14 protein-coding genes are annotated in these 18906 nt (G+C 70.9%); 5 read left to right on the top strand and 9 right to left on the bottom strand.

Features of this window, described 5'->3' with window-relative positions; translation table 11 throughout:
* Window positions 1-3 precede the first annotated feature (3 nt).
* The 3 genes from mnmC to ABDJ40_RS16605 all read left to right on the top strand — a co-directional run bounded on the left by mnmC (window position 4) and on the right by ABDJ40_RS16605 (window position 5955).
* A complete protein-coding gene (gene mnmC, locus ABDJ40_RS16615; protein ID WP_347611485.1) occupies window positions 4-1962 on the top strand; it encodes a bifunctional tRNA (5-methylaminomethyl-2-thiouridine)(34)-methyltransferase MnmC2/FAD-dependent 5-carboxymethylaminomethyl-2-thiouridine(34) oxidoreductase MnmC1 in 1959 nt (652 codons plus the stop codon).
* 102 nt (window positions 1963-2064) lie between these two features.
* Window positions 2065-4203, top strand: a complete 2139-nt coding sequence (locus tag ABDJ40_RS16610) for a sensor histidine kinase (protein ID WP_347611513.1) — start codon at window positions 2065-2067, stop codon at window positions 4201-4203.
* Window positions 4204-4395: 192 nt separating this feature from the next.
* The gene (locus tag ABDJ40_RS16605; RefSeq protein ID WP_347611484.1) at window positions 4396-5955 is read left to right on the top strand and encodes a M4 family metallopeptidase; all 1560 of its coding nucleotides are present in this window, start codon (window positions 4396-4398) and stop codon (window positions 5953-5955) included.
* 133 nt (window positions 5956-6088) lie between these two features.
* Here ABDJ40_RS16605 and ABDJ40_RS16600 read toward each other — a convergent pair whose 3' ends face one another.
* Genes ABDJ40_RS16600 through ABDJ40_RS16590 form a run of 3 tightly spaced genes read right to left on the bottom strand, consistent with a single transcriptional unit; the run spans window position 6089 to window position 8533 of the window.
* A complete protein-coding gene (locus tag ABDJ40_RS16600) occupies window positions 6089-6676 on the bottom strand; it encodes a hypothetical protein (RefSeq protein WP_347611483.1) in 588 nt (195 codons plus the stop codon).
* Between the two features lie 7 nt (window positions 6677-6683).
* On the bottom strand, window positions 6684-7346 hold the full coding sequence (gene rpiA / locus ABDJ40_RS16595; protein ID WP_347611482.1) for a ribose-5-phosphate isomerase RpiA: 663 nt from the start codon (window positions 7344-7346) through the stop codon (window positions 6684-6686).
* Window positions 7347-7402: 56 nt separating this feature from the next.
* Complete coding sequence (locus ABDJ40_RS16590) at window positions 7403-8533, bottom strand: 3-deoxy-7-phosphoheptulonate synthase (RefSeq protein WP_347611481.1); 1131 nt, start codon at window positions 8531-8533, stop codon at window positions 7403-7405.
* Window positions 8534-8651: 118 nt separating this feature from the next.
* On the opposite strand from ABDJ40_RS16590, the gene ABDJ40_RS16585 reads away from it, so the two are divergent.
* Window positions 8652-9698, top strand: a complete 1047-nt coding sequence (locus tag ABDJ40_RS16585; protein ID WP_347611512.1) for a quinone-dependent dihydroorotate dehydrogenase — start codon at window positions 8652-8654, stop codon at window positions 9696-9698.
* 18 nt (window positions 9699-9716) lie between these two features.
* On the top strand, window positions 9717-10190 hold the full coding sequence (locus ABDJ40_RS16580) for a CYTH domain-containing protein (RefSeq protein WP_347611480.1): 474 nt from the start codon (window positions 9717-9719) through the stop codon (window positions 10188-10190).
* Here ABDJ40_RS16580 and ABDJ40_RS16575 read toward each other — a convergent pair.
* The 6 genes from ABDJ40_RS16575 to orn all read right to left on the bottom strand — a co-directional run bounded on the left by ABDJ40_RS16575 (window position 10160) and on the right by orn (window position 18905).
* A complete protein-coding gene (locus tag ABDJ40_RS16575) occupies window positions 10160-10711 on the bottom strand; it encodes a GNAT family N-acetyltransferase (protein ID WP_347611479.1) in 552 nt (183 codons plus the stop codon). The two genes, ABDJ40_RS16580 and ABDJ40_RS16575, sit on opposite strands and share 31 nt — an antisense overlap.
* 17 nt (window positions 10712-10728) lie before the next feature.
* Window positions 10729-11370 carry a DUF1294 domain-containing protein gene (locus ABDJ40_RS16570; protein ID WP_347611478.1) on the bottom strand — a complete coding sequence of 214 codons (642 nt, stop codon included), beginning with the start codon at window positions 11368-11370 and terminating at the stop codon, window positions 10729-10731.
* Between the two features lie 61 nt (window positions 11371-11431).
* Window positions 11432-13243, bottom strand: coding sequence for a DEAD/DEAH box helicase (locus tag ABDJ40_RS16565; RefSeq protein WP_347611477.1), 1812 nt, complete (start codon window positions 13241-13243; stop codon window positions 11432-11434).
* Window positions 13244-13744: 501 nt separating this feature from the next.
* The gene (locus ABDJ40_RS16560; RefSeq protein WP_347611476.1) at window positions 13745-16444 is read right to left on the bottom strand and encodes a helicase-related protein; all 2700 of its coding nucleotides are present in this window, start codon (window positions 16442-16444) and stop codon (window positions 13745-13747) included.
* 42 nt (window positions 16445-16486) lie between these two features.
* Window positions 16487-18295, bottom strand: a complete 1809-nt coding sequence (locus ABDJ40_RS16555; RefSeq protein ID WP_347611475.1) for a chorismate-binding protein — start codon at window positions 18293-18295, stop codon at window positions 16487-16489.
* Between the two features lie 28 nt (window positions 18296-18323).
* Window positions 18324-18905, bottom strand: coding sequence for an oligoribonuclease (gene orn / locus ABDJ40_RS16550; RefSeq protein WP_347611474.1), 582 nt, complete (start codon window positions 18903-18905; stop codon window positions 18324-18326).
* Window position 18906: the final 1 nt, after the last annotated feature.

The raw sequence follows: 18906 nt of genomic DNA, 5'->3' as shown, positions 1-18906 counted from the left end.
CCCATGAAGACCCAGCCCATCCGTCCCGCCGAGGTCGATTTCTCCGATGCCGCGGCGCCCAGCGCGCCCGGCTTCGGCGATGTCTACCATGCCCGCGCCGGCGCCTTCGCGCAGGCGCAGCACGTCTTCCTGGGCGGCAACGAGCTGCCGCAGCGCTGGCAAGGCCGCGCCCGGTTCGTGATCCTGGAAACGGGCTTCGGCCTGGGCAACAACTTCCTGGCCACCTGGGCCGCCTGGCGTGCGGACCCGCAGCGCGCCGAACGCCTGGTCTTCATCAGCGTCGAGAAACACCCGCTGCGCCACGCGGACCTGCAGCGCGCCCATGCCCACTCGCCCGAGCCCGTGCTCGCGGCGCAGCTGCTGGCCCGGTGGCCGCCTCTCACACACAACCTGCATGTGCTCGATTTCGAGCAGGGCCGCGTGCGCCTCATGCTGTGCCTGGGCGAGGCGCGCGACTGGCTGGCCGAGATCGTCGCGGAGGTTGACGCCTTCTACCTGGACGGCTTCTCGCCCGCCCTCAACCCGGACATCTGGGACCCCTACCTGCTGCGCAGCCTGGGCCGCCTGGCCGCCCCGGAAGCCACGGCCGCCACCTGGAGCGTGGCCCGGGCGGTGCGGGAGGGCCTCGCCAGCGCCGGCTTCGAGGTCCGCAAGGCCGAGGGCTTTGCCAGCAAGGGGCAGATGAGCGTGGCCCGCTACCGGCCCCGCCATGCCACGCAAAGACCGCCCGGCCGCCTGGCCCTGGCGCCGGGTGCGCGCACGGCCCTCGTGCTGGGCGCCGGCATCGCGGGCGCCGCCTGTGCCCATGCGCTCGCGGCCCAGGGGCTGGACGTGAGCCTGCTGGAGTCGCGCGAGGCGCCGGCGCTGTCGGGCTCCGGCAATCCCGGCGGGCTCTTCCATGGCACCCTCAACCCGGACGACGGCCTGCACGCCCGCTTCAACCGCGCCGCCGCCCTGCACACCGAGCGCCATGCCCGCGCCCTGCGGGCCGGCGGCCAGCTGCCCTGGCTGCAGACGGGCCTGCTGCGCCTGGAGATGCAGCGCGAGCTCGCCACCTTGCAGGCCCAGATCGAGCGCCTGGGCCTGCCGCCCGACTATGTGCAGGCGCTCTCGCGGGAGCAGGCCTGCGAACGGGCCGGCTGGCCGCTGTCTCCCGCTGTGACGGCCGCCTGGTTCTATCCCGGTGGCGGCGCCCTGCCCCCGCCGGACATGGTGAAGGCCCTGATCGAGACGGCGGCCCGCCCCATCCAGCTGCGGACCGACTGCCGCGTGAGCCGGCTGCGCCGCAGCGACGCAGGCTGGCAGTGCCTGGACGAGGCCGGCCGCGTGCTGGCCGAGGCCGAGTCCCTGGTGCTGGCCGCGGGCGCTGACAGCCTGGCCCTGCTGGCCACCCTCGACGCCGGTGGACCGGCCGCCCAGCTGCCACCGCTGAACGTGCAGCGCGGCCAGATCAGCCGGCTCAGCGCCGAGCAGCTGGCCCTGAGCGGCCTGCACGCGCCCCGGCTGCCGCTGGCGGGTGCCGGCTACGCCCTGGGCCTGCCCGACGGCGGCCTGGTGTTCGGCGCCACGCACCAGGACGGCGACGCCGACCCCGAAATCCGGGACAGCGATCACCAGGACAACCTCGCGCAGCTGGCGCAGCTGAGCCCGCTGGCCCTGCCCCGGCCGGCCCTCGCGCAGGGCCGCGTGGGCTGGCGCCTGATCGCGCCGGACCGCCTGCCCCTGGTGGGCGGCCTGGCGGCATCCCCTGCGCAAGGCCGCATCGACCAGGTCCGCATGATCCCGCGCCTGCCGGGCCTGGCCCTGTGCACGGCCATGGCCTCGCGCGGGCTCAGCTGGGCCCTGCTCTGCGGCGAGCTGCTGGCCAGCCGGGTCACCGGCGCGCCGGCGCCGCTGGAGGCCAGCCTCGTCGACGCCCTGGATCCCCTGCGCTTCCTGCACCGGCAATCCCGACAAGGCTGATCACCCTCGGCCACGGGGCTGGACGGCATCGCGCGAGACGCTAAGCTGATGCCAGCGAAGCGCCACCACCCGCACTGCCAGGAGTATCAGCACGTGCCCCACATGACCAGCGGCGCCAGGTCCGATCCGCAGGACGAGCCCACTTCCGACGGGCACATCACACCGGGCGCCGCCGAGCTCGCCCGGCTGCTTCATGACCTGCGGCAGAGCCAGATCGAATGGCCCGCCGAACAGCTGCGCGACGACCTGCAGCGGGCCGGCACCTACCATCCCAGCCCTGTGCAGGCGCTGGAGCTCGAGGCCTACGGCCTGCTCCAGGGCATCGGCCGCGAGCCCGCCTCCGCCCTGCAGCGGCTGCGCCGTGCCCGCGAGCTCCAGCAGCTGGCCATGACCCTCAAGGCCCCCCTGGCCGAGGCCGCCGCCTGGCGGGTGATGCACACCCTGGAAAGCCTGCTGCAGATGTTCCCCGCCTCGCTGCACAGCGCCGGCATGGCCGCCAGCCTCTACCTCCAGGCTGGCGAGGAGGACATGGCACAGCTGATGACGGTGCAGCGCAACAGCGTGCTCTTCCATGCCGAGATGTACGAGGAGCTGGGGGCCTCCTGCCGCCAGCTGCTGGAGGAAGGCACGCCCCTGCCGCCGGCCTTCAGGCACCGCATCCTCGGCGGTGCCGGTGCCGCCGGTGCGGCCTTCAGCCTGGGCATCCGCGCGCCTGACGACGAGGCCTTCGAGCGCCATCTCGAGGACTCCATCCGCCTGCACCGCGAGGCCCTGGCTCTGGCCGAGGCCCATGGCCTGGACGCCCTGGCCTCGGTGAGCCTCACCAACATGGCCATCGTCGAGGCCACGCGCGGGCATGCCGCGCTGAGCCGCGCGCTGATGGAGGAGGTCCGGAGCCGCCCCGAGGTCGACCCCATGCGCCCGGGCTGGAAGGAGTGGCAGCGCTACTGCGCCGTGCTGGTCCGCGCCCAGCAGGACGAGGACGGCTGGCAGGCCCTGATGGACACCGCGCGCGACTACATGGGGCAGGGCCTGAACCGCGTGGCGGTGCGCGATGCCTGCCTCTACGCCGTCAAGCGCCTGGGCCGCCGCTGCGGCCGCATGGACGATGCGCTGTGGGCCAGCGAGCGCCTCAACGAGCTGCAGCAGGCCTCCTACCGCAAGCTGGCTCACACGCTGAGCGACACGGTGGATGCCGTGCTGGAGCGACCCCATCTGATGCATGAACGCGAGGCCCTGGCCCAGCGCGGCTCCGACCTCGAGAACTCGCTGGCCCAGCGCAATGCCGAACTCTCCGACACGCTGGCGCGGCTGCAGGCCGAGATCGCCATCCGCCAGGCCACGGAGGTCGCCCTGCAGAAGGCCCACGACGAGCTGGAAGCGCAGGTCCGCCAGCGCAGCGCCCAGCTGGAGCAGGCCATGCGCACGCTGATGCAGCATGAGAAGCAGCTGGCCCTGTCGCGCATGGTGGCGGGCATGGCGCACGAGATGAACACGCCGCTGGACAACGCCCGCATGGGGGCCTCCCTGATCGGCGAACGGGCCCGGCAGCTGCGCCTGCGTCTGGCCGGGCAAACCCTCCGGCGCAGCGAGCTGGACGACCTGCTGGTCCAGCTGGACGGCGGCAGCGACCTCATCGACCGGGGGCTGGCCCGGGTCGCGCAGCTGGTGCAGCGCTTCAAGACGCTAGGCCTCAGCGACGAGCCGCAGGAACGCAGCGAGATGGACCTCTGCGCACTGATCCGCCAGAGTGCCTCCAGCTGGCGCCAGGCCCTGCTGGAGGCCGGCGTGGACCTCCGCCTGGACCTGCCGGGGCGCTGCGTCTACCGCGGCTATCCGCAGGACATCCAGCAGGTGCTGCAGCAGCTGCTGGAGAACAGCCTCCTCCACGGCTTTCGCGATGGCAGGCAGGGCACGATCTGGATCGACCTGTCGGTCGAAGGTCTCGAGGAAACAACGCTGGCTGCGCCCGGCGCGCAGGCCCGGGGGGAGCCGCCTGCTGTGCCCACCGTGCAGATCTGCTGGCGTGACGACGGCGTGGGCATCGCGGGCGAGCACCTGCCCCGCGTGCTGGAGCCCTTCTACACCACGCAGATGGGGCGCACGGGCGTGGGCCTGGGCCTCACCAGCGTGCACAAGCTCGTGGTGGAGCGCATGTCCGGGGAGCTGACGCTGCAGAGCCAGCCGGGCCAGGGCACCGTGGTGCGCATGCGCCTACCCATGCCTTTTCAAGAAGGCTGACTTCTTTCTATGGGAAGGCATACCTATGACATTCGTCATGGCCGCGCAAGAGGGGAGCTACACCGAGAGGGATTTTGAGGAGCGCACAAAAGGGCGATTTGCAGCAAATTTGCGCCGTGCCCCGAGACAGTGACTCGGCCGGCCATTCAAAACCACAAGGATCTGCGGATCCAGCGCAAGACGGAGTTCCCCATGAAGAAGTCAAGGTCCCTGAACAGCATCAGCATCGCCGTGGCCGCTCTGGCCGGCCTCTCCCTGGCATCGGTGTCCGCCCAGGCGGATCCGCAGGGCCGTGCGCTGGGCCATGTGAAGCAGTTCGCCGGCAAGAGCCTGCACGGCGAAGGCCATGAGTACAGCGTGCGCGACATCATCACCGACGCCGACGGCACCGAGCACGTGCGCTTCGACCGCAGGGTCAACGGCCTGCGCGTGATCGGTGGCGACCTGGTGGTGCGCTCGGACCGCAATGGCGCCCTGCAGGCCATGCACATGACGCTCAAGCGTGATCCCAAGGTCGACATCAAGCCCGCCGTCTCGCTGGGCCAGGCCAAGCAGCTGGCCGTCGCCAAGCATGGCGGTGCCGACATGGGCGTCAAGCCCGAGCTGGTGATCTACGCCCGCGGCGACCAGCCCCGTCTGGCCTGGGATGTGCTGGTCGGCGGTGAAGAGTCCGACGGCACGCCCTTCGAGAAGCACGCCATCATCGACGCCCAGACCGGCGCCCACCTGGACCTGTGGAATGACATCCACACCGCGGCTGCCACCGGCACCGGCAAGAGCCTCTACAGCGGCACCGTCACCCTGACGACCAACTCCATCACCGGTGGCTACGAGCTGCGCGATCCGGCTCGCGGCAGCACCTACACCACCAACATGAACAAGAAGACGGCCGGCAACGGCACGATCTTCACCGACACCGACAACATCTGGGGCAGCAGCACCACCGCTGACCTGGCCTCGGCCGCCGTCGATGCCCAGTACGGCACCGCCGTGACCTGGGACTACTACAAGAACGTGCACGGCCGCAGCGGCATCGCCAACGACGGCAAGGGCGCCTTCAACCGCGTGCACTACGGCCGCAACTACGCCAACGCCTTCTGGTCCGACTCCTGCTTCTGCATGACCTACGGCGACGGCGACGGCACCAGCCTCAAGTCCCTGGTCTCCCTGGACGTGGCCGGCCATGAAATGACCCACGGCGTGACCAGCCGCACCGCCAACCTGACCTACTCCGGCGAATCCGGCGGCCTCAACGAAGCCACCTCGGACATCTTCGGCACCATGGTCGAGTTCTATGCCGCCAATGGCAGCGACGCCGGCGACTACCTGATCGGCGAGAAGGTCATGGTGAAGTCGGCCTTCCTGCGCAACATGATGAAGCCCAGTGCCGACGGCGCCTCTGCCGACTGCTGGTACAGCGGCGTGGGCAGCCTGGACGTGCACTACAGCTCGGGCGTGGCCAACCACTTCTACTTCATGCTCGCCGAGGGCACCAGCAGCAGCCTGGGCAGCAGCCCCACCTGCAAGGCCGGCGACACCCGCGTCGCCACCGGCACGGGCAGCCTGACCGGCATCGGCCGCGACGCCGCCGCCAAGATCTGGTACCGCGCGCTGACCACCAAGATGACCTCCAGCACCAACTACGCCGGCGCGCGTGCCGCCACCATCGCCGCAGCCAACGAGCTGTATGGCGCTGGCAGCACCCAGGCCAATGCCGTGGCCGCTGCCTGGACGGCTGTCAACGTCAACTGATCGCGGCTGAGGAGGAAGCCTGCTGCGCCACGTGGCTCGCAGGCTCATCCAGCAGAAGAACGAAAGGGGCGACCGGTGGTCGCCCCTTTCGTCTTTGGCAGGTCCGCGGGAGGTCTGCGCCCGCCCCACCCGATCAGCGGCGCCAGCGCCCGCGGCCCTGGCGTCGCGCCTGGCCCGATGGCAGCCAGACAGTGCCGTGCACCCAGTGCCGCAGCTTCAGGGCCTGCGCCTGCTGGAGGCCGTCCAGGTAGTCCAGGCAGGCCGGCGCGGCGAGCCACCAGCGGCCGTCCCGCTGCTGGCATTGCTCGCCATGGACCTGCTGCAGGGGGCCCAGGCGGATGGGGTGCTCCAGGGCGCGCTCCAGGTCCGGCACCGCGATCCAGCGTTCGCCGGGCACCCACTCGGCCACCCGCATGGGCTTGCCGCGAAAGACATAGTGCTGGCCCTGCACGTCCGCCAGGGCCCGGTGGCGGATGCCCGAGAAAAGCGCATGGACCAGGGCCATGAGCTCCGGAATGAAGAGGCGCACCGGCACCCAGGCCACGAGCGCCGCGCGCACCACGCGCCATTCGTCGTGGGCCTGCAGCACCCAGACCAGCGCCGCCACGCTCACCAGCAGGCGCAGCAGCAGGCTGGCGGCGAAGTGGTAGCGGCGGTGGTGCCGTTCCTCGAAGGCACGGCGGCCCAGCAGGTAGGCGATGGTGTCACGCACCGCCTCCATGGCGTCCTCAGGCGAAGGTGAGGGTCTTCACGCCGCTGGACGTGCCCAGCAGGCAGACGCCGGCCTTGTTGCGGGCGAAGACGCCCACGGTGACCACGCCGGGCCACTGGTTCACGTCGGCCTCGAAGGCGACGGGATCGCTGATGCTGAGGCCGCGCACGTCCAGGATGTGGCAGCTGTTGTCGGTCACCACGCCGGCGCGCAGCTGGGCATCCGCACCCATGGCGGCGAAGCGGCGGGCGATCTGGGCGGCGGCCATGGGGATCACCTCCACGGGCAGCGGGAACTTGCCCAGGGTGGGCACGAGCTTGGATTCATCGGCGATGCAGACGAAGGTCTCGGCCAGGTCCGCGACGATCTTCTCGCGGGTCAGTGCGGCGCCGCCGCCCTTGACCATGTGGCCCTGCTGATCGATCTCGTCAGCGCCGTCGATGTAGACCTTCAGCCCTTGCACCTCGCTGGCCTCCAGCACGGGGATGCCCAGCGCCTTCATGCGCTCGGTGGAACGCACCGAGCTGGAGACGGCGCCGGCGATCTTCTTGCCGCTGGCGGCCAGGGCGTCGATGAACTTGTCCACGGTCGAGCCCGTGCCCACGCCCACGATGGAGCCTTCCTCCACATAGGCCAGCGCAGCCTGTCCGACCAGGGCCTTGAGTTCGTCTTGGGTCATTGCAGTCTTTCTGAGGTTCTGAGAGGGTCAGGTCTTGCCTGGCAGGACGCGGGAGCTCAGGCCTGGCGCGCGCGGCGGGCCTTCACGGCGGCGGCAAGCTCGCGCAGCAGCGGCTCGGTCTGCACCCAGCCCAGGCAGGCGTCGGTGATGGAGACGCCGGGCTTGAGGTCGGCACGGGTCTGGCCCTCCAGCAGGTCCTGGCGGCCGGCCTGCAGGTGGGACTCGATCATCACGCCGGTGATGCGGGCATCGCCGCCGGCGATCTGGCCCGCCACGTCATGGCCGACGTCGATCTGGCGCTCGAACTTCTTGCTGGAGTTGGCATGCGAGAAATCGATCATCACCTGCTCGCGCAGGCCTGCGCTCTTCAGCGCCTCGCAGGCGGCCTGCACGGAAGCGGCGTCGTAGTTGGGCGCCTTGCCGCCGCGCAGGATCAGGTGGCAGTCATCGTTGCCGCGGGTCTCGAAGATGGCGGCCGCGCCCATCTTGGTCATGCCCATGAAGGCGTGGCTGGCGCGCGCGGCCAGCACGGCATCGGCCGCCACCTTGATGCCGCCGTCGGTCGCGTTCTTGAAGCCCACGGGGCAGGACAGGCCGGAGGCCAGCTGGCGGTGGCTCTGACTCTCGGTCGTGCGGGCGCCGATGGCGCCCCAGGCGATGAGGTCGGAGATGTACTGCGGCGAGAGCAGGTCCAGGAACTCGGTGCCGGCAGGCAGGCCCAGGGCCGTCACGTCCAGCAGCAGCTGGCGGGCCAGGCGCAGGCCCTCGTTCATGTGGAAGCTGCCGTCCAGGTGCGGGTCGTTGATGTAGCCCTTCCACCCGACGGTGGTGCGCGGCTTCTCGAAGTAGACGCGCATGACGAGCAGCAGCTCGCCCTGCATCTCGTCGCGCGCCTTCTTGAGCAGGCGGGCGTAGTCCATGGCCTGGTCGTGATCATGGATGGAGCAGGGGCCGACCACCACCAGCAGGCGGTCGTCGCGGCCGTGCAGCACGTCGCTGATCTCGTGGCGGGCGCGCTCGACGAGGTTCAGGGCTTCGTCGGTGATGGGCAGCTCGTCCAGCAGCAGGGCGGGCGAGATGAGCGGGCGCACGGCGCCGATGCGGGTGTCATCGGTGCGGGTGGTGTCACGGGTGCTGTCGCGCGAGCCGATCTCGCGGTCGTTTTGAGGATGGTCGAGGGATTTCATGAGGGCTGGCCAGAGGCGGGATTGCGCTGATTATCTGCGAGGCCGGATGCGACAATCGCCCCACCCCTACAAGCTCATGCCGCCGGCTCTGTTCCTGCCGGGGCGCCGCCCTGCCGCCATGTCCCTGATTCCCTACGCCCTGACCCGCCCCTTCCTCTTCGGCATGGACCCCGAGCATGCGCACGAGGTGACGCTGGGCTCCATCGCCCGCTTCCAGAACACGCCGCTGCAGTGCCTGTGGTCGCAGAGCCGAGTGAGCGATCCGGTGCAGCTGGCCGGCCTGCGCTTCCCCAACCGCGTGGGCCTGGCCGCGGGCCTGGACAAGAACGGCCGCTGCATCGACGGCCTGGGCGCCATGGGCTTCGGCTTCATCGAGGTGGGCACCGTCACGCCCAAGGGCCAGCCGGGCAATGACAAGCCGCGCATGTTCCGCCTGCCTGCCGCCAACGCCCTGATCAACCGCCTGGGCTTCAACAACGAAGGCCTGGACAGCTTCATCGCCAACGTGAAGCAGGCCCACAGTTTCAGGAAGGCCGGCGGCCTGCTGGGCCTGAACATCGGCAAGAACGCCGTCACGCCCATCGAGAACGCGGTGGACGACTACCTGATCGGCCTGGCCGGCGTCTACCCGCATGCCGACTACATCACCGTCAACATCTCCAGCCCCAACACCAAGAACCTGCGCGCCCTGCAGAGCGACGAGGCCCTGGACGCCCTGCTCTCCCGCCTGCAGCAACGCAAGCTGCAGCTGCAGGCCCAGCATGGGCGCGTGGTGCCCATGTTCCTGAAGATCGCGCCGGACCTGGACGAAGACCAGGTCGTGGTGATCGCCCGCACGCTGAAGGCCAACGGCATCGACGGCGTCATCGCCACCAACACCACCATCGGCCGCGAGGCCGTCCAGGGCCTGCCGCATGCCGAGGAGACGGGCGGCCTCTCTGGCCAGCCGGTCTTCGAGCCCAGCAACCGCGTGATCCGCCTGCTGCGCGCCGAGCTCGGCGCGGGCTACCCCATCATCGGCGCCGGCGGCGTGATGAGCGGCGAGCATGCGCGCGCCAAGCTGCAGGCCGGGGCCGACCTTGTGCAGGTCTACACGGGCCTCATCTACAAGGGCTCGGCCCTGGTGCCCGAGTGCGCCCGCGCGCTCAAGGGCTTCAAGGGCTGAACCGAGGCGAGGAACCACATGGGCATCGAGATCGAGCGAAAGTTCCTCGTGCGGGGCGAGGGCTGGCGCCAGGGCGAAGGCCGCTACCTGTGCCAGGCCTACCTGAGCCGTGACCCGGCCCGCACCGTGCGCGTGCGCATCGACGGCCAGCAGGCCTTCCTGACGATCAAGGGGCTCACCGCGGGCGCCACGCGCGCCGAGTTCGAGTACGCCATTCCCGTGGCGGATGCAAAGGCGCTGCTGTCCCTGGCCGACGGCCCCTGCGTCGAGAAGTTCCGCCACCGCCTGCCGGCGGGCGGGCTGGTCTGGGAGATCGACGAATTCCTGGGCGCCAACGCGCCGTTGGTGGTCGCCGAGATCGAGTTGCCCAGCGAGGACCACCCCTTCGACCGCCCCGACTGGCTGGGCGAGGAGGTGACGCAGGACACGCGCTACTTCAACTCGGCCCTGGCCGCGCGGCCCTACTCGAGATGGCAGGCATCGAGCGGCTGAGCCGGGCTGACCCGTTCCAGGTAGCGGGCCGCATCGCCAAAGCTCTGCAGCTTGCGCTGGAGCCAGGACGGCATCGACGGCAGCGGGGCGAAGCCCAGGCGCTGCCAGAAGGGGGCGGAGTCCTGCACCGCGATCAGGCCCATGCGCGCCAGGCCCAGCGCATGCGCGCGCTGCTCGATCCGCGCGAGCAGCGCCTGGGCCAGCCCCCTGCCCCGCCCCTGCGGGCCGACGGCCACGTCATGCAGGTACAGCAGCGTAGGCCGCGAAGGGCAACGGTAGTCGCTGGCATGCAGGCCGGGCATGGTGTCGGCGCACACGGGCAGGCTGATGGCATAGGCGCGCAAGGCCCCTGAGGCGTCGAAGGCGCCCCAGCAGGTCTGCAGGGCAGCGGTCTCGCGCAGCTTGGAGGCGAAGGCCTCGTCGGGCTCGACGTAGTCCGGCCCGTAGCAATCGGCCTGCAAGCGCAGGACCGCGCCGAGATCGGCCGCCCGCAGGGGCCGCAGAGAGAAGTCGGAAGGCATGGGAATGGGGGGAGCGCTCAGTGCAGGAAGCGGCCCCAGGGGTTGAGTGCCGGCGTGAACAGCGCGATGAAGGCGAGGATGTTCAGCGCCACCGTGCCCCAGAACACTCGCATGAACGCGGGCTTGCCGCGCTTGTGGGCGAGCAGCTGCTGGGCCAGCAGCGCACCGGGCCAGCCGCAGAAGAGGGCCAGCCCATGCAGGGTGGACTCGGCCACGCGCCACTGCCCCTTGCGGGCGGCGCGCTTGTCTCCGGCGTAGACGATGAAGGTGGCCAGGCTCAGGGCCATGTAGCTGCCCCATACCGCGTGAGGCATGGGCCAGGCCAGGTGCACGGCCAGCACGAGGGCGGCGAAGGCAGGGATCAGCATCAGGATGACGCTGCCACGGGCCGCATCGGCCGAGGGTCGCGGCGCAGCGGCCCGTGCCGCGGGCTGCGGGCGCCGGGGCTGCAGGGCCTTGACCCGCTGGGCGCGGGCCTTGCCTTGCGGATCACGCCCGGCCTCGTAGCTGAGGCGCTCGCCCACATAGGGCCGCCAGCTGCGCAGGCCGAAGGCGCGTGCATGCACGAAGAGCCGGCCCCCACCCGCATCGGGCGTGATGAAGCCATAACCCTTGGCATCGTCCCACTGCGTGAGCGTGCCCTGCTGACGAGATCCCATCGTGATCAGGAGGCCAAAGAAAAAGGCCGGCGGCGTCAGGGACGCGCCGGCCTCATCTCACTCAGCGGCCAAAGCCGCCGCGACGCGGTCCTTGCGGCGCCGGACGCTTGCCGGGGCCGCCGGCGCGGCGATCGTCGCCGAAGTCACGGCCGCCGCCTTCGCGGTTGCCGTGGAAAGGCTTGTCGCCGAAGGCCGGCTTGCCACCGAAGGCGGGCTTGCCGCCGAAGCCGCGCTTCTCGCCGAAGGAGCCGCCGCGGTCGTCACGGGGTGCGAAGCCGCGCTTGTCACCGCCGAAGCCGGGGCGGTCACCGCCGCGGTCGCCGCCGCGATCAAAACCGCGGTCCTGGCCGCCGAAGCCGCGGTCCTGGCCATAGGGCTTGCGGTCGTCGAAACGACGGGCGTCCGGACGGAAGCCCTCGTCACGGCGCGGGGCGAAGCCTTCACGCGGAGCGAAGTCGCGACCCTGCGCGCCTTGATCACGGCCGAAGGACTTGCCGCCGTCGCGCGGAGCAAAGCCTTCACGCGGGGCAAAACCCTCGCGCGGCTGGAAGCCATCGCGTTGCTGGAAGCCGCCGCGGGGCTGGAAGCCCTCGCGCTGGAAGGGCTTGCTGCCGAAGCGCTTGTCGCCCTTCTGCGCCCAGCCCGGACGGTCGCCGCGCTCGAAGCCGCGCTCGCCGGCGGGGCGGGGCGGGAAGATGCGCGGCTCTTGCGTCTTGGGCTCCAGGCCCTCGATGTGCTGCACCGGGATCTGCTGCGTGGTGAAGTGCTGGATGCGGCGGATCATGGACACGTCGTCACGCAGGGCCAGCGTCACGGCCAGGCCCTGGCGGCCGGCGCGGCCGGTACGGCCGATGCGGTGCACATAGTCCTCCGCCTTCATCGGCAGGCCGTAGTTGATCACGTGGGTGATGCTGGGCACGTCGATGCCGCGGGCGGCGACGTCGGTGGCCACCAGCACGCGCACTTCGCGACGGCGCAGGGCCATCAGCGTGCGGTTGCGCTTGCCTTGCGGCATGGCGCCGTGCAGCGGGGCCACGGCATGGCCGATCTCGGCCAGGCGCTCGGCCAGCCAGTCGGCGTCACGCTGGGTGCTGGTGAAGACAACGGCCTGGTCCAGCTCGGGCTGGGCCAGGATGGACTCCAGCAGCTTGTCCTTGTGGATGGGGTTGTCCGCCCAGTGCAGGCGCTGCTCGATGTTCTCGTGGGTGTCGGTGTGCGAGGCGACGTCGATGCGCTGCGGGTCGCGCAGCAGCTCCTGGGCCAGGCGGCCGACGTGGCCGGCGAAGGTGGCGCTGTACATCACCGTCTGGCGGGTGGCCGGGGTGGCAGCGGCGACGGTGTTGATGTCGTCGATGAAGCCCATGTCCAGCATGCGGTCGGCCTCGTCCAGCACCAGCATCTCGACGTTCTCCAGCACGCACTTGCCCGAGGACAGGTGGTCCAGCAGGCGGCCGGGAGTGGCGATGAGGATGTCCAGCGGGCCCGTCAGCTGGCGGATCTGCAGGGCGTAGGGCATGCCGCCCAGCACGGTGGCGACCTTCAGGCCCTGCACATGGCGGCCGTAGGTCTGCGCGGCCTTGGAGACCTGCATGGCCAGCTCGCGGGTGGGCGCCAGGACCAGAACCTTGGGACCGTAGATCTTGCCCTTCTCGCGGCGCTTGGTGTTGTCACCACGCGCGGCCAGGATCTTCTCCAGCGCGGGCAGGATGAAGGAGGCGGTCTTGCCCGAGCCGGTGCGCGAGGAGACCATCAGGTCGGCGCCCTCGATGGCGGGCGGGATGGCCAGGGATTGCACCTCGGTGGCGTTCTCGTAGCCGGAATCCTTCACGGCACGCAGCAGGGCTTCGTTCAGGCCCAGATTTTCAAAGCTCATGATTTCTTTCTGCAAAGCCATGCCCGGCGTCTGCCTCGAAAAGGCAGGCGCAAGACATGCGACCGCAGCAGGCAAAGTTGAAGCCGGTATGCCACGGTCAAGGTCGAGTCGCTGGAAGACGATTCACGTCGTACACCGGGCGTGCAAGACCATCAGGGTCTGCCAAGCAGAGAAAGAGGCTTGAGCTCTGGAGCCGGTGCGGCGTCGGGGTCACAGTCAAAGCGACGGCATCGCCGCCGACCGTACCCGAGGGCGTCGGGCACCACGCTTGCATCGAAGTGATGAAGAGGGGCTGCCGGACAAGGTCAGAGGAGACGTACGAAACACTGCCCGGGCCCTGTACAACCCTGCTGCAGTGAGACCGCGATCATACCAGGGTTTCCACGGAATAGCCAAGCGCCCCGTCGGCCGCAGGGCAGACGGGGCGGTGGCAGCGTGATTTTCTGCCGTTCGGCACGGCCCCGCACGCCTCCAGGCGAGCAGGGCCGGCTGGTCAGAGGATCAGGCGGTTCCGAGCAGGTCCAGGGCCCGACCCACGGCGGCCATGAAGGCCGCGAGATCGGTGCCAGCCAGGAAGGGAATGGCCCCGGCCTCGCCGTCCTGCAGGACCGAAGGCAGGGAGGCCTCCTGTGCATGGGCCGCCAGCTGCGCGGGATCGAAGCCTGCCTCCAGCACCAGGGCCCAGGCCGGCACGCTGGAGCCCTCAGTGCTCAGGCGCTCCAGGCGCTCGCTCATCAGGGCCGGATTCCAGCTGAGGTCGGCATGCACGAGCACGCTGCCAGGCTGGTGCAGGTCCAGGCTCGCGCAGGCGGCATCGGTGGCCAGCAGCACGCTGGCCTCGCCCTCGGCCCAGGCCTGCAGCTCCATGGCGCGCACCTCGGCGCTCTGGTGCTGGCGCAGATTGGCCAGCGGCAGGCCCAGCGCCTGCAGCGCCAGCGCCAGCGGACGCAGGGCCGCGTCATGCTGGGCGAAGACCACCACGCGTTCGGCGCGGCCCGGCACCAGGTCCGGCAGCAGGCGCACGAGCGCCTCGGCGCGGGCCTCGCCCATGCGCTCGGACTGCCCCTGGCGCAGGCGCAGCAGGGCTTGCTGCAGCTGCAGCTGCTCGCCGGCCGAGAGGCTGCCCAGGCGGGACCAGCGTTGGTGCAGGGCCTGCAGGGTCTGCACATCGGTCGCCTCCAGCGTCAGGCCGGCGCAGTCCTGGGCCGGCACGCGCACCCAGTGCGTCAGCAGCTGGGCCGGCAGGCCGGCCGCCAGGTCACGGCGGCGACGGGCCAGCATCACCGCCTCCAGCAGCTCGCGCTGCTGGCGCTTGCCGGCGTCGGCGCCCAGGCGGCGAAGGCTGGCATAGGGGCCGCGGCGGGCCTCGTCGATCCAGGCCACCAGCGGGGTCAGCAGTGCGCTGCCCAGCAACTCCCGGTGCGCCAGCAGGATCAGATGCGTGGCGCCCAGTTGGCGCAGGGCCGGCAGCGCGTCACCCAAGGCGTCGATGGCATCGACGATCAGCAGCTCGCAGCCGGTCGCCGGCGCCAGGTCCGTCGGCGCGCTCAGCGTCCAGCCGGCCGGCCAGGCGCCCAGCAGGCGCCCGACGTCCGCACGCCAGGCTTCATGCAGGCCGGCCGGGGCCACGATGGCCACGGTGCCGACGCCGAAGTGAGACTGCCACAGCTGCGCCGCAACGATGGCGGACGGGCGCTGGGGCAGCGGAGACTCATCCGCCAGGATGGCACGCCCCGCGCAGACGGCGAACAGCGCCGCCTCCCACTGCATCTCGGGCAGCGGCGTGCGGACCAGCGCGTGCAGGGCCGGCGAGGCCAGGCCCTGCTCGAAGGCCTGGGCCAGGCGTTCGACCCGATCGCCCGCATCGGCCGCCAGGGCCAGCTGCTGCCAGACCTCGGCGCCCACGCGCAGTTCATGCCCTTCGGCCGCAGCGGCCTGCAGCAGCGCAGGCAAGACCTGACCCTCCAGCGGCGCGATGAAGCGGCCGTGCTCGTCCGCCCAATCCTCGGCCAGCTGGCGCAGAGCCTGGCTGGCACCCTGGCCCAGGCGCCAGACCAGGCGGCGCTCCCAGCCGGCGCTGAGACTCAGCTCGCTCCACGGCGTCTCGGGGCCCGCGGCCAGCCTGCTGGCCTGCCCCTCACGGGCGGCGGACAGCTGCTCGATCAGCCACTGGCCATGGGCGCAGGCGCCCTCCTCGCTGTCCTGGAACTCCGCGCAGTCGCAGCGGTAGTGGCCGACGCCGCCCTGCAGGTCCAGCGCAGCCAGCGGGGTGCCGTCGGCATCCTGGACGGCATAGCTGCCGAACAGGCCCGGCTGCGGCTTGTGCCACTGCCAGCCCGGGCCCTGGGGCGCCACGGTGTCTTCGATGCCAGGCTCGGCGATGTCTGCCTCGACGGCCTCGATCACCGGCGCCTTCTTAGAGGGTCGGGGCTTGCGGGCCGGTTTGACGGCCTCGACCACCTCTGGCGTCTCGGCAGCCGCCACCGCGGCGGCCTTGCCGCGCTTGCGGGCAGCGGGCGCGGCGGGCTCTTCCAGCGCAGCCGCAACCTCGGCGACCAGCGCAGCCACCGGCGCTGCGACAGCCGGTGCGCTGCCCTTGCGGGTCTTGCGGACGGGCTGGACGGCCTCGGCTGCCGGCGCCTCAGTCACGCCAGGCACTTCAGGCTCGACGCTCTTGCGGCTGCGTGCCGGCCGGCTGCTCTTGGTATCAAGCGCCGCCTCAGGCGCCGCCGCCTTCTTGCGGCTGGTCTTGGCCGCCGGTGCGACCGCCTTCGTTTCAACGGCGGGCTCGGCCGCCTTCACGGCCTTCTTGACCGCCTTGGCAGGCGCCTTTTCAGCGGCCTTGGCGGCAGTCTTGGTGGAGGCCTTGGTGGTCGTCTTGGCCGCCACCTTGCTCGGCGCCTTCACCGCGGATGCCTCGGCAGCCTTGGCCGCGGTCTTCTTCACGACGGCGGGCTTGCTCACCGCCTTCTTGGCCGCGACCTTCTTCACCGCCGGCGCTTCGGTGGCTGCCGCCTTGGTGGCGGGGCGCTTTGTGGCCACAGGCTTGGCAGCCGCGGCCTTGACAGACTTCGCTGCCTTGGCTGGCTTCTCGGCCGTCACCGCCTTGGCGGTCTTTGCCGCCGGCTTCTTCTTGGCTGCCGCCGGTTCGGCGGCGGCTTCTGGGGCGGCCTTGCGCCGCGGGGTCTTGCTAGTTGCCATGGGATGGGGACGGGACAGGCCTCGAGGGCCGCCCCGATGAATTCAGGGTTCGGAAATCAGCACCGCAGGGCACCAACCCCGCAGGCTGTTGAAAAAGGCCAGGCCCTGGGCACGCGCCAGGTCTGACTTGAGCAGCCGTGCTTCCTGCAGCTGCCCGCGGGCCAGCATGGCTTCGCGCAGCACGCCAGGCAGCAGCCCGGCGGCCAGGCGCGGCGTCAGCCAGCGGCCCTCGATCTGGAGTGCGATATTGCCGAAGCTGCACTCCGTCAGTTCCTCGTCTTCGTTCCACAGCAGCACATCGAAGGCTGCTGCTGTCTTGTCCTGTGCGAAGGCCTCGTAGTGGGCCCGTCGTGTGGTCTTGTGCTGCAGGTACTCGGCCAGCGGCCCTCGCGTGGGCAGGGGTCGGCGGGCCAGTTCCAGCGGCACCGGGGTTGGAGTATCGCCCAAGGGCTGGAGGCCCAGTTGCAACTGCCCGTCACGGGGCAGCGTCAGCCGCACACGCCAGCGGCCCTGGGGCTGCCGCGCGGCCAGCTCGACCAGGGCCTGGCGCACCTCGGCCAGCCTGCAGCGCAGGCCGAAGTGATGCGCCGTGCGCTGCAGGCGCGCCAGGTGCAGCTCCAGGTGGGTGAACGTGCCGGCCTCCAGGCGCAGGGTCTCCAGGGCCTCGATGGGCGCCTCGGCCCGCAGCAGGAAGCGGGTCTTGGCCCGCCACTCGGCCAGCTCGGCAGCGGGCTCGGAGTCCAGGGTGATGCCGCTGCCGATGCCGCACTGCAGGCCCGCCCTGCCCTCTTCCACGGTGCGGATCGGCACATTGAAGGTGGCCACGCCGCCCGGCTGGATCAGGCCCAGGGCACCGCAGTACCAGCCCCGCGCCTCGGGCTCGAGGTCCCGGATGACCTGCATGGCGCGGATCTTGGGCGCCCCGGTGACCGAACCGCAGGGGAACAGCGCCCGGAAGACGTCCAGCAGGCGCACGCTGGCCCGGGTGACGGCGCTGACGCTGGACACCATCTGCCAGACCGTGGGCAAGGCGATCAGCTCGAAGAGCCGCGGCACGCGCACGCTGCCGACCTGGGCCACGCGGCTGATGTCATTGCGCAGCAGGTCCACGATCATCAGGTTCTCGGCGCGCTCCTTGGGGCTGGTGCGCAGGTGGGCCTGCGCGGCCTCGTCCTCGACCACGTCGGCGCCGCGCGGCGCCGTGCCCTTCATGGGCTGGGCCGAGAGCAGCCAGCTGCGCGTGCCGTCTGGCGCCTCGGGCACGGGGCGCCAGTCGAAGAAGAGCTCGGGGGAGACGCTGGCCGCGCCCGCCTCGCGCAGGAACAGCGCGAAGCCGCCCGGCTGGGCGGCGTGCAGGGCCAGGAAGAGCGTCGCCAGGTCCGGGGCCGTGCCCTTCGGGCGCAGGCGTGTGGTGAGGTTGACCTGGTAGCAGTCGCCGGCGCGTATCCATTCGCGGATGCGCTCGACCTGCGCGGCCTCGTCCGCCGCGGGCTGGCTGTCCGCCCAGTCCATCGCGCCCGTGTAGCAGCGCAGCGCGGGCCAGGGCTCGGGGGCCTGCTCGTAGACGGCGAACTCGGCCAGCGGCGCCGCGCTGGCATGGTGTGCCAGCTTTGCGTCCAGGGCCGACACGGCCTCGTAGCGCAGGCCGCCCAGCACCCAGGCGCCCTCCCGGGCCGCCTGCTCGGCGGCGGCGATCACGGCGGGTAGCTCATCCGGTGAGCGGGCCCGCAGCCAGCGCGCGGGGGGCGTGGTCCAGACCCCGCGCAGACGCTCGCCGTCTTCCCGGGCCAGCGGGTGGCGGGGGAAGTCGAAGGCGGCCAGGATCTGCTCCGGGCGCAGGGGGGCCGTCATCGTGAACACGGCGGGGTCGCCCAGGGACTCAGACGTTCAGCAGGTGCGTGCGGTAGTAGGCCAGCTCGTCGATGGACTCATGGATGTCGGCCAGCGCGGTGTGGGCCTGGGCCTTCTTGAAGCCCTCGATGATGCCGGGCTTCCAGCGGCGGGCCAGCTCCTTGAGCGTGGACACGTCCAGGTTGCGGTAGTGGAAGAAGTCTTCCAGCGTGGGCATGTAGTTGGCGAGGAAGCGGCGGTCCTGGCAGATGCTGTTGCCACACATGGGCGACTTGCCGGCCGGCACGTACTGCCTCAGGAAGGCGATGGTCTGCGCGGCGGCCTCGTCCTCCGAGATGGTGGAGGCCTTGACGCGGTCGATCAGGCCGCTCTTGCCGTGGGTGCCCTTGTTCCAGGCGTCCATCTTGTCCAGCGTCTCGTCGGTCTGGTGGATGGCGAAGACCGGGCCCTCGACGCGCACGGTCAGGTGCGGGTCCGTGACCACCACGGCCACCTCGATGATGCGGTCGCGGTCGGGGTAGAGGCCGGTCATCTCCAGGTCGATCCAGATCAGGTTCTGGTCGCTGATGGGCAGCAGAGGTGCGTCGAGGGTGCCGGTGGTGTCGCTCATG

It is taken from the genome of Roseateles flavus, from assembly GCF_039872765.1.
GTDB lineage: Bacteria > Pseudomonadota > Gammaproteobacteria > Burkholderiales > Burkholderiaceae_C > Roseateles_B > Roseateles_B flavus.
This window is presented reverse-complemented; position numbering and strand designations above follow the sequence as displayed.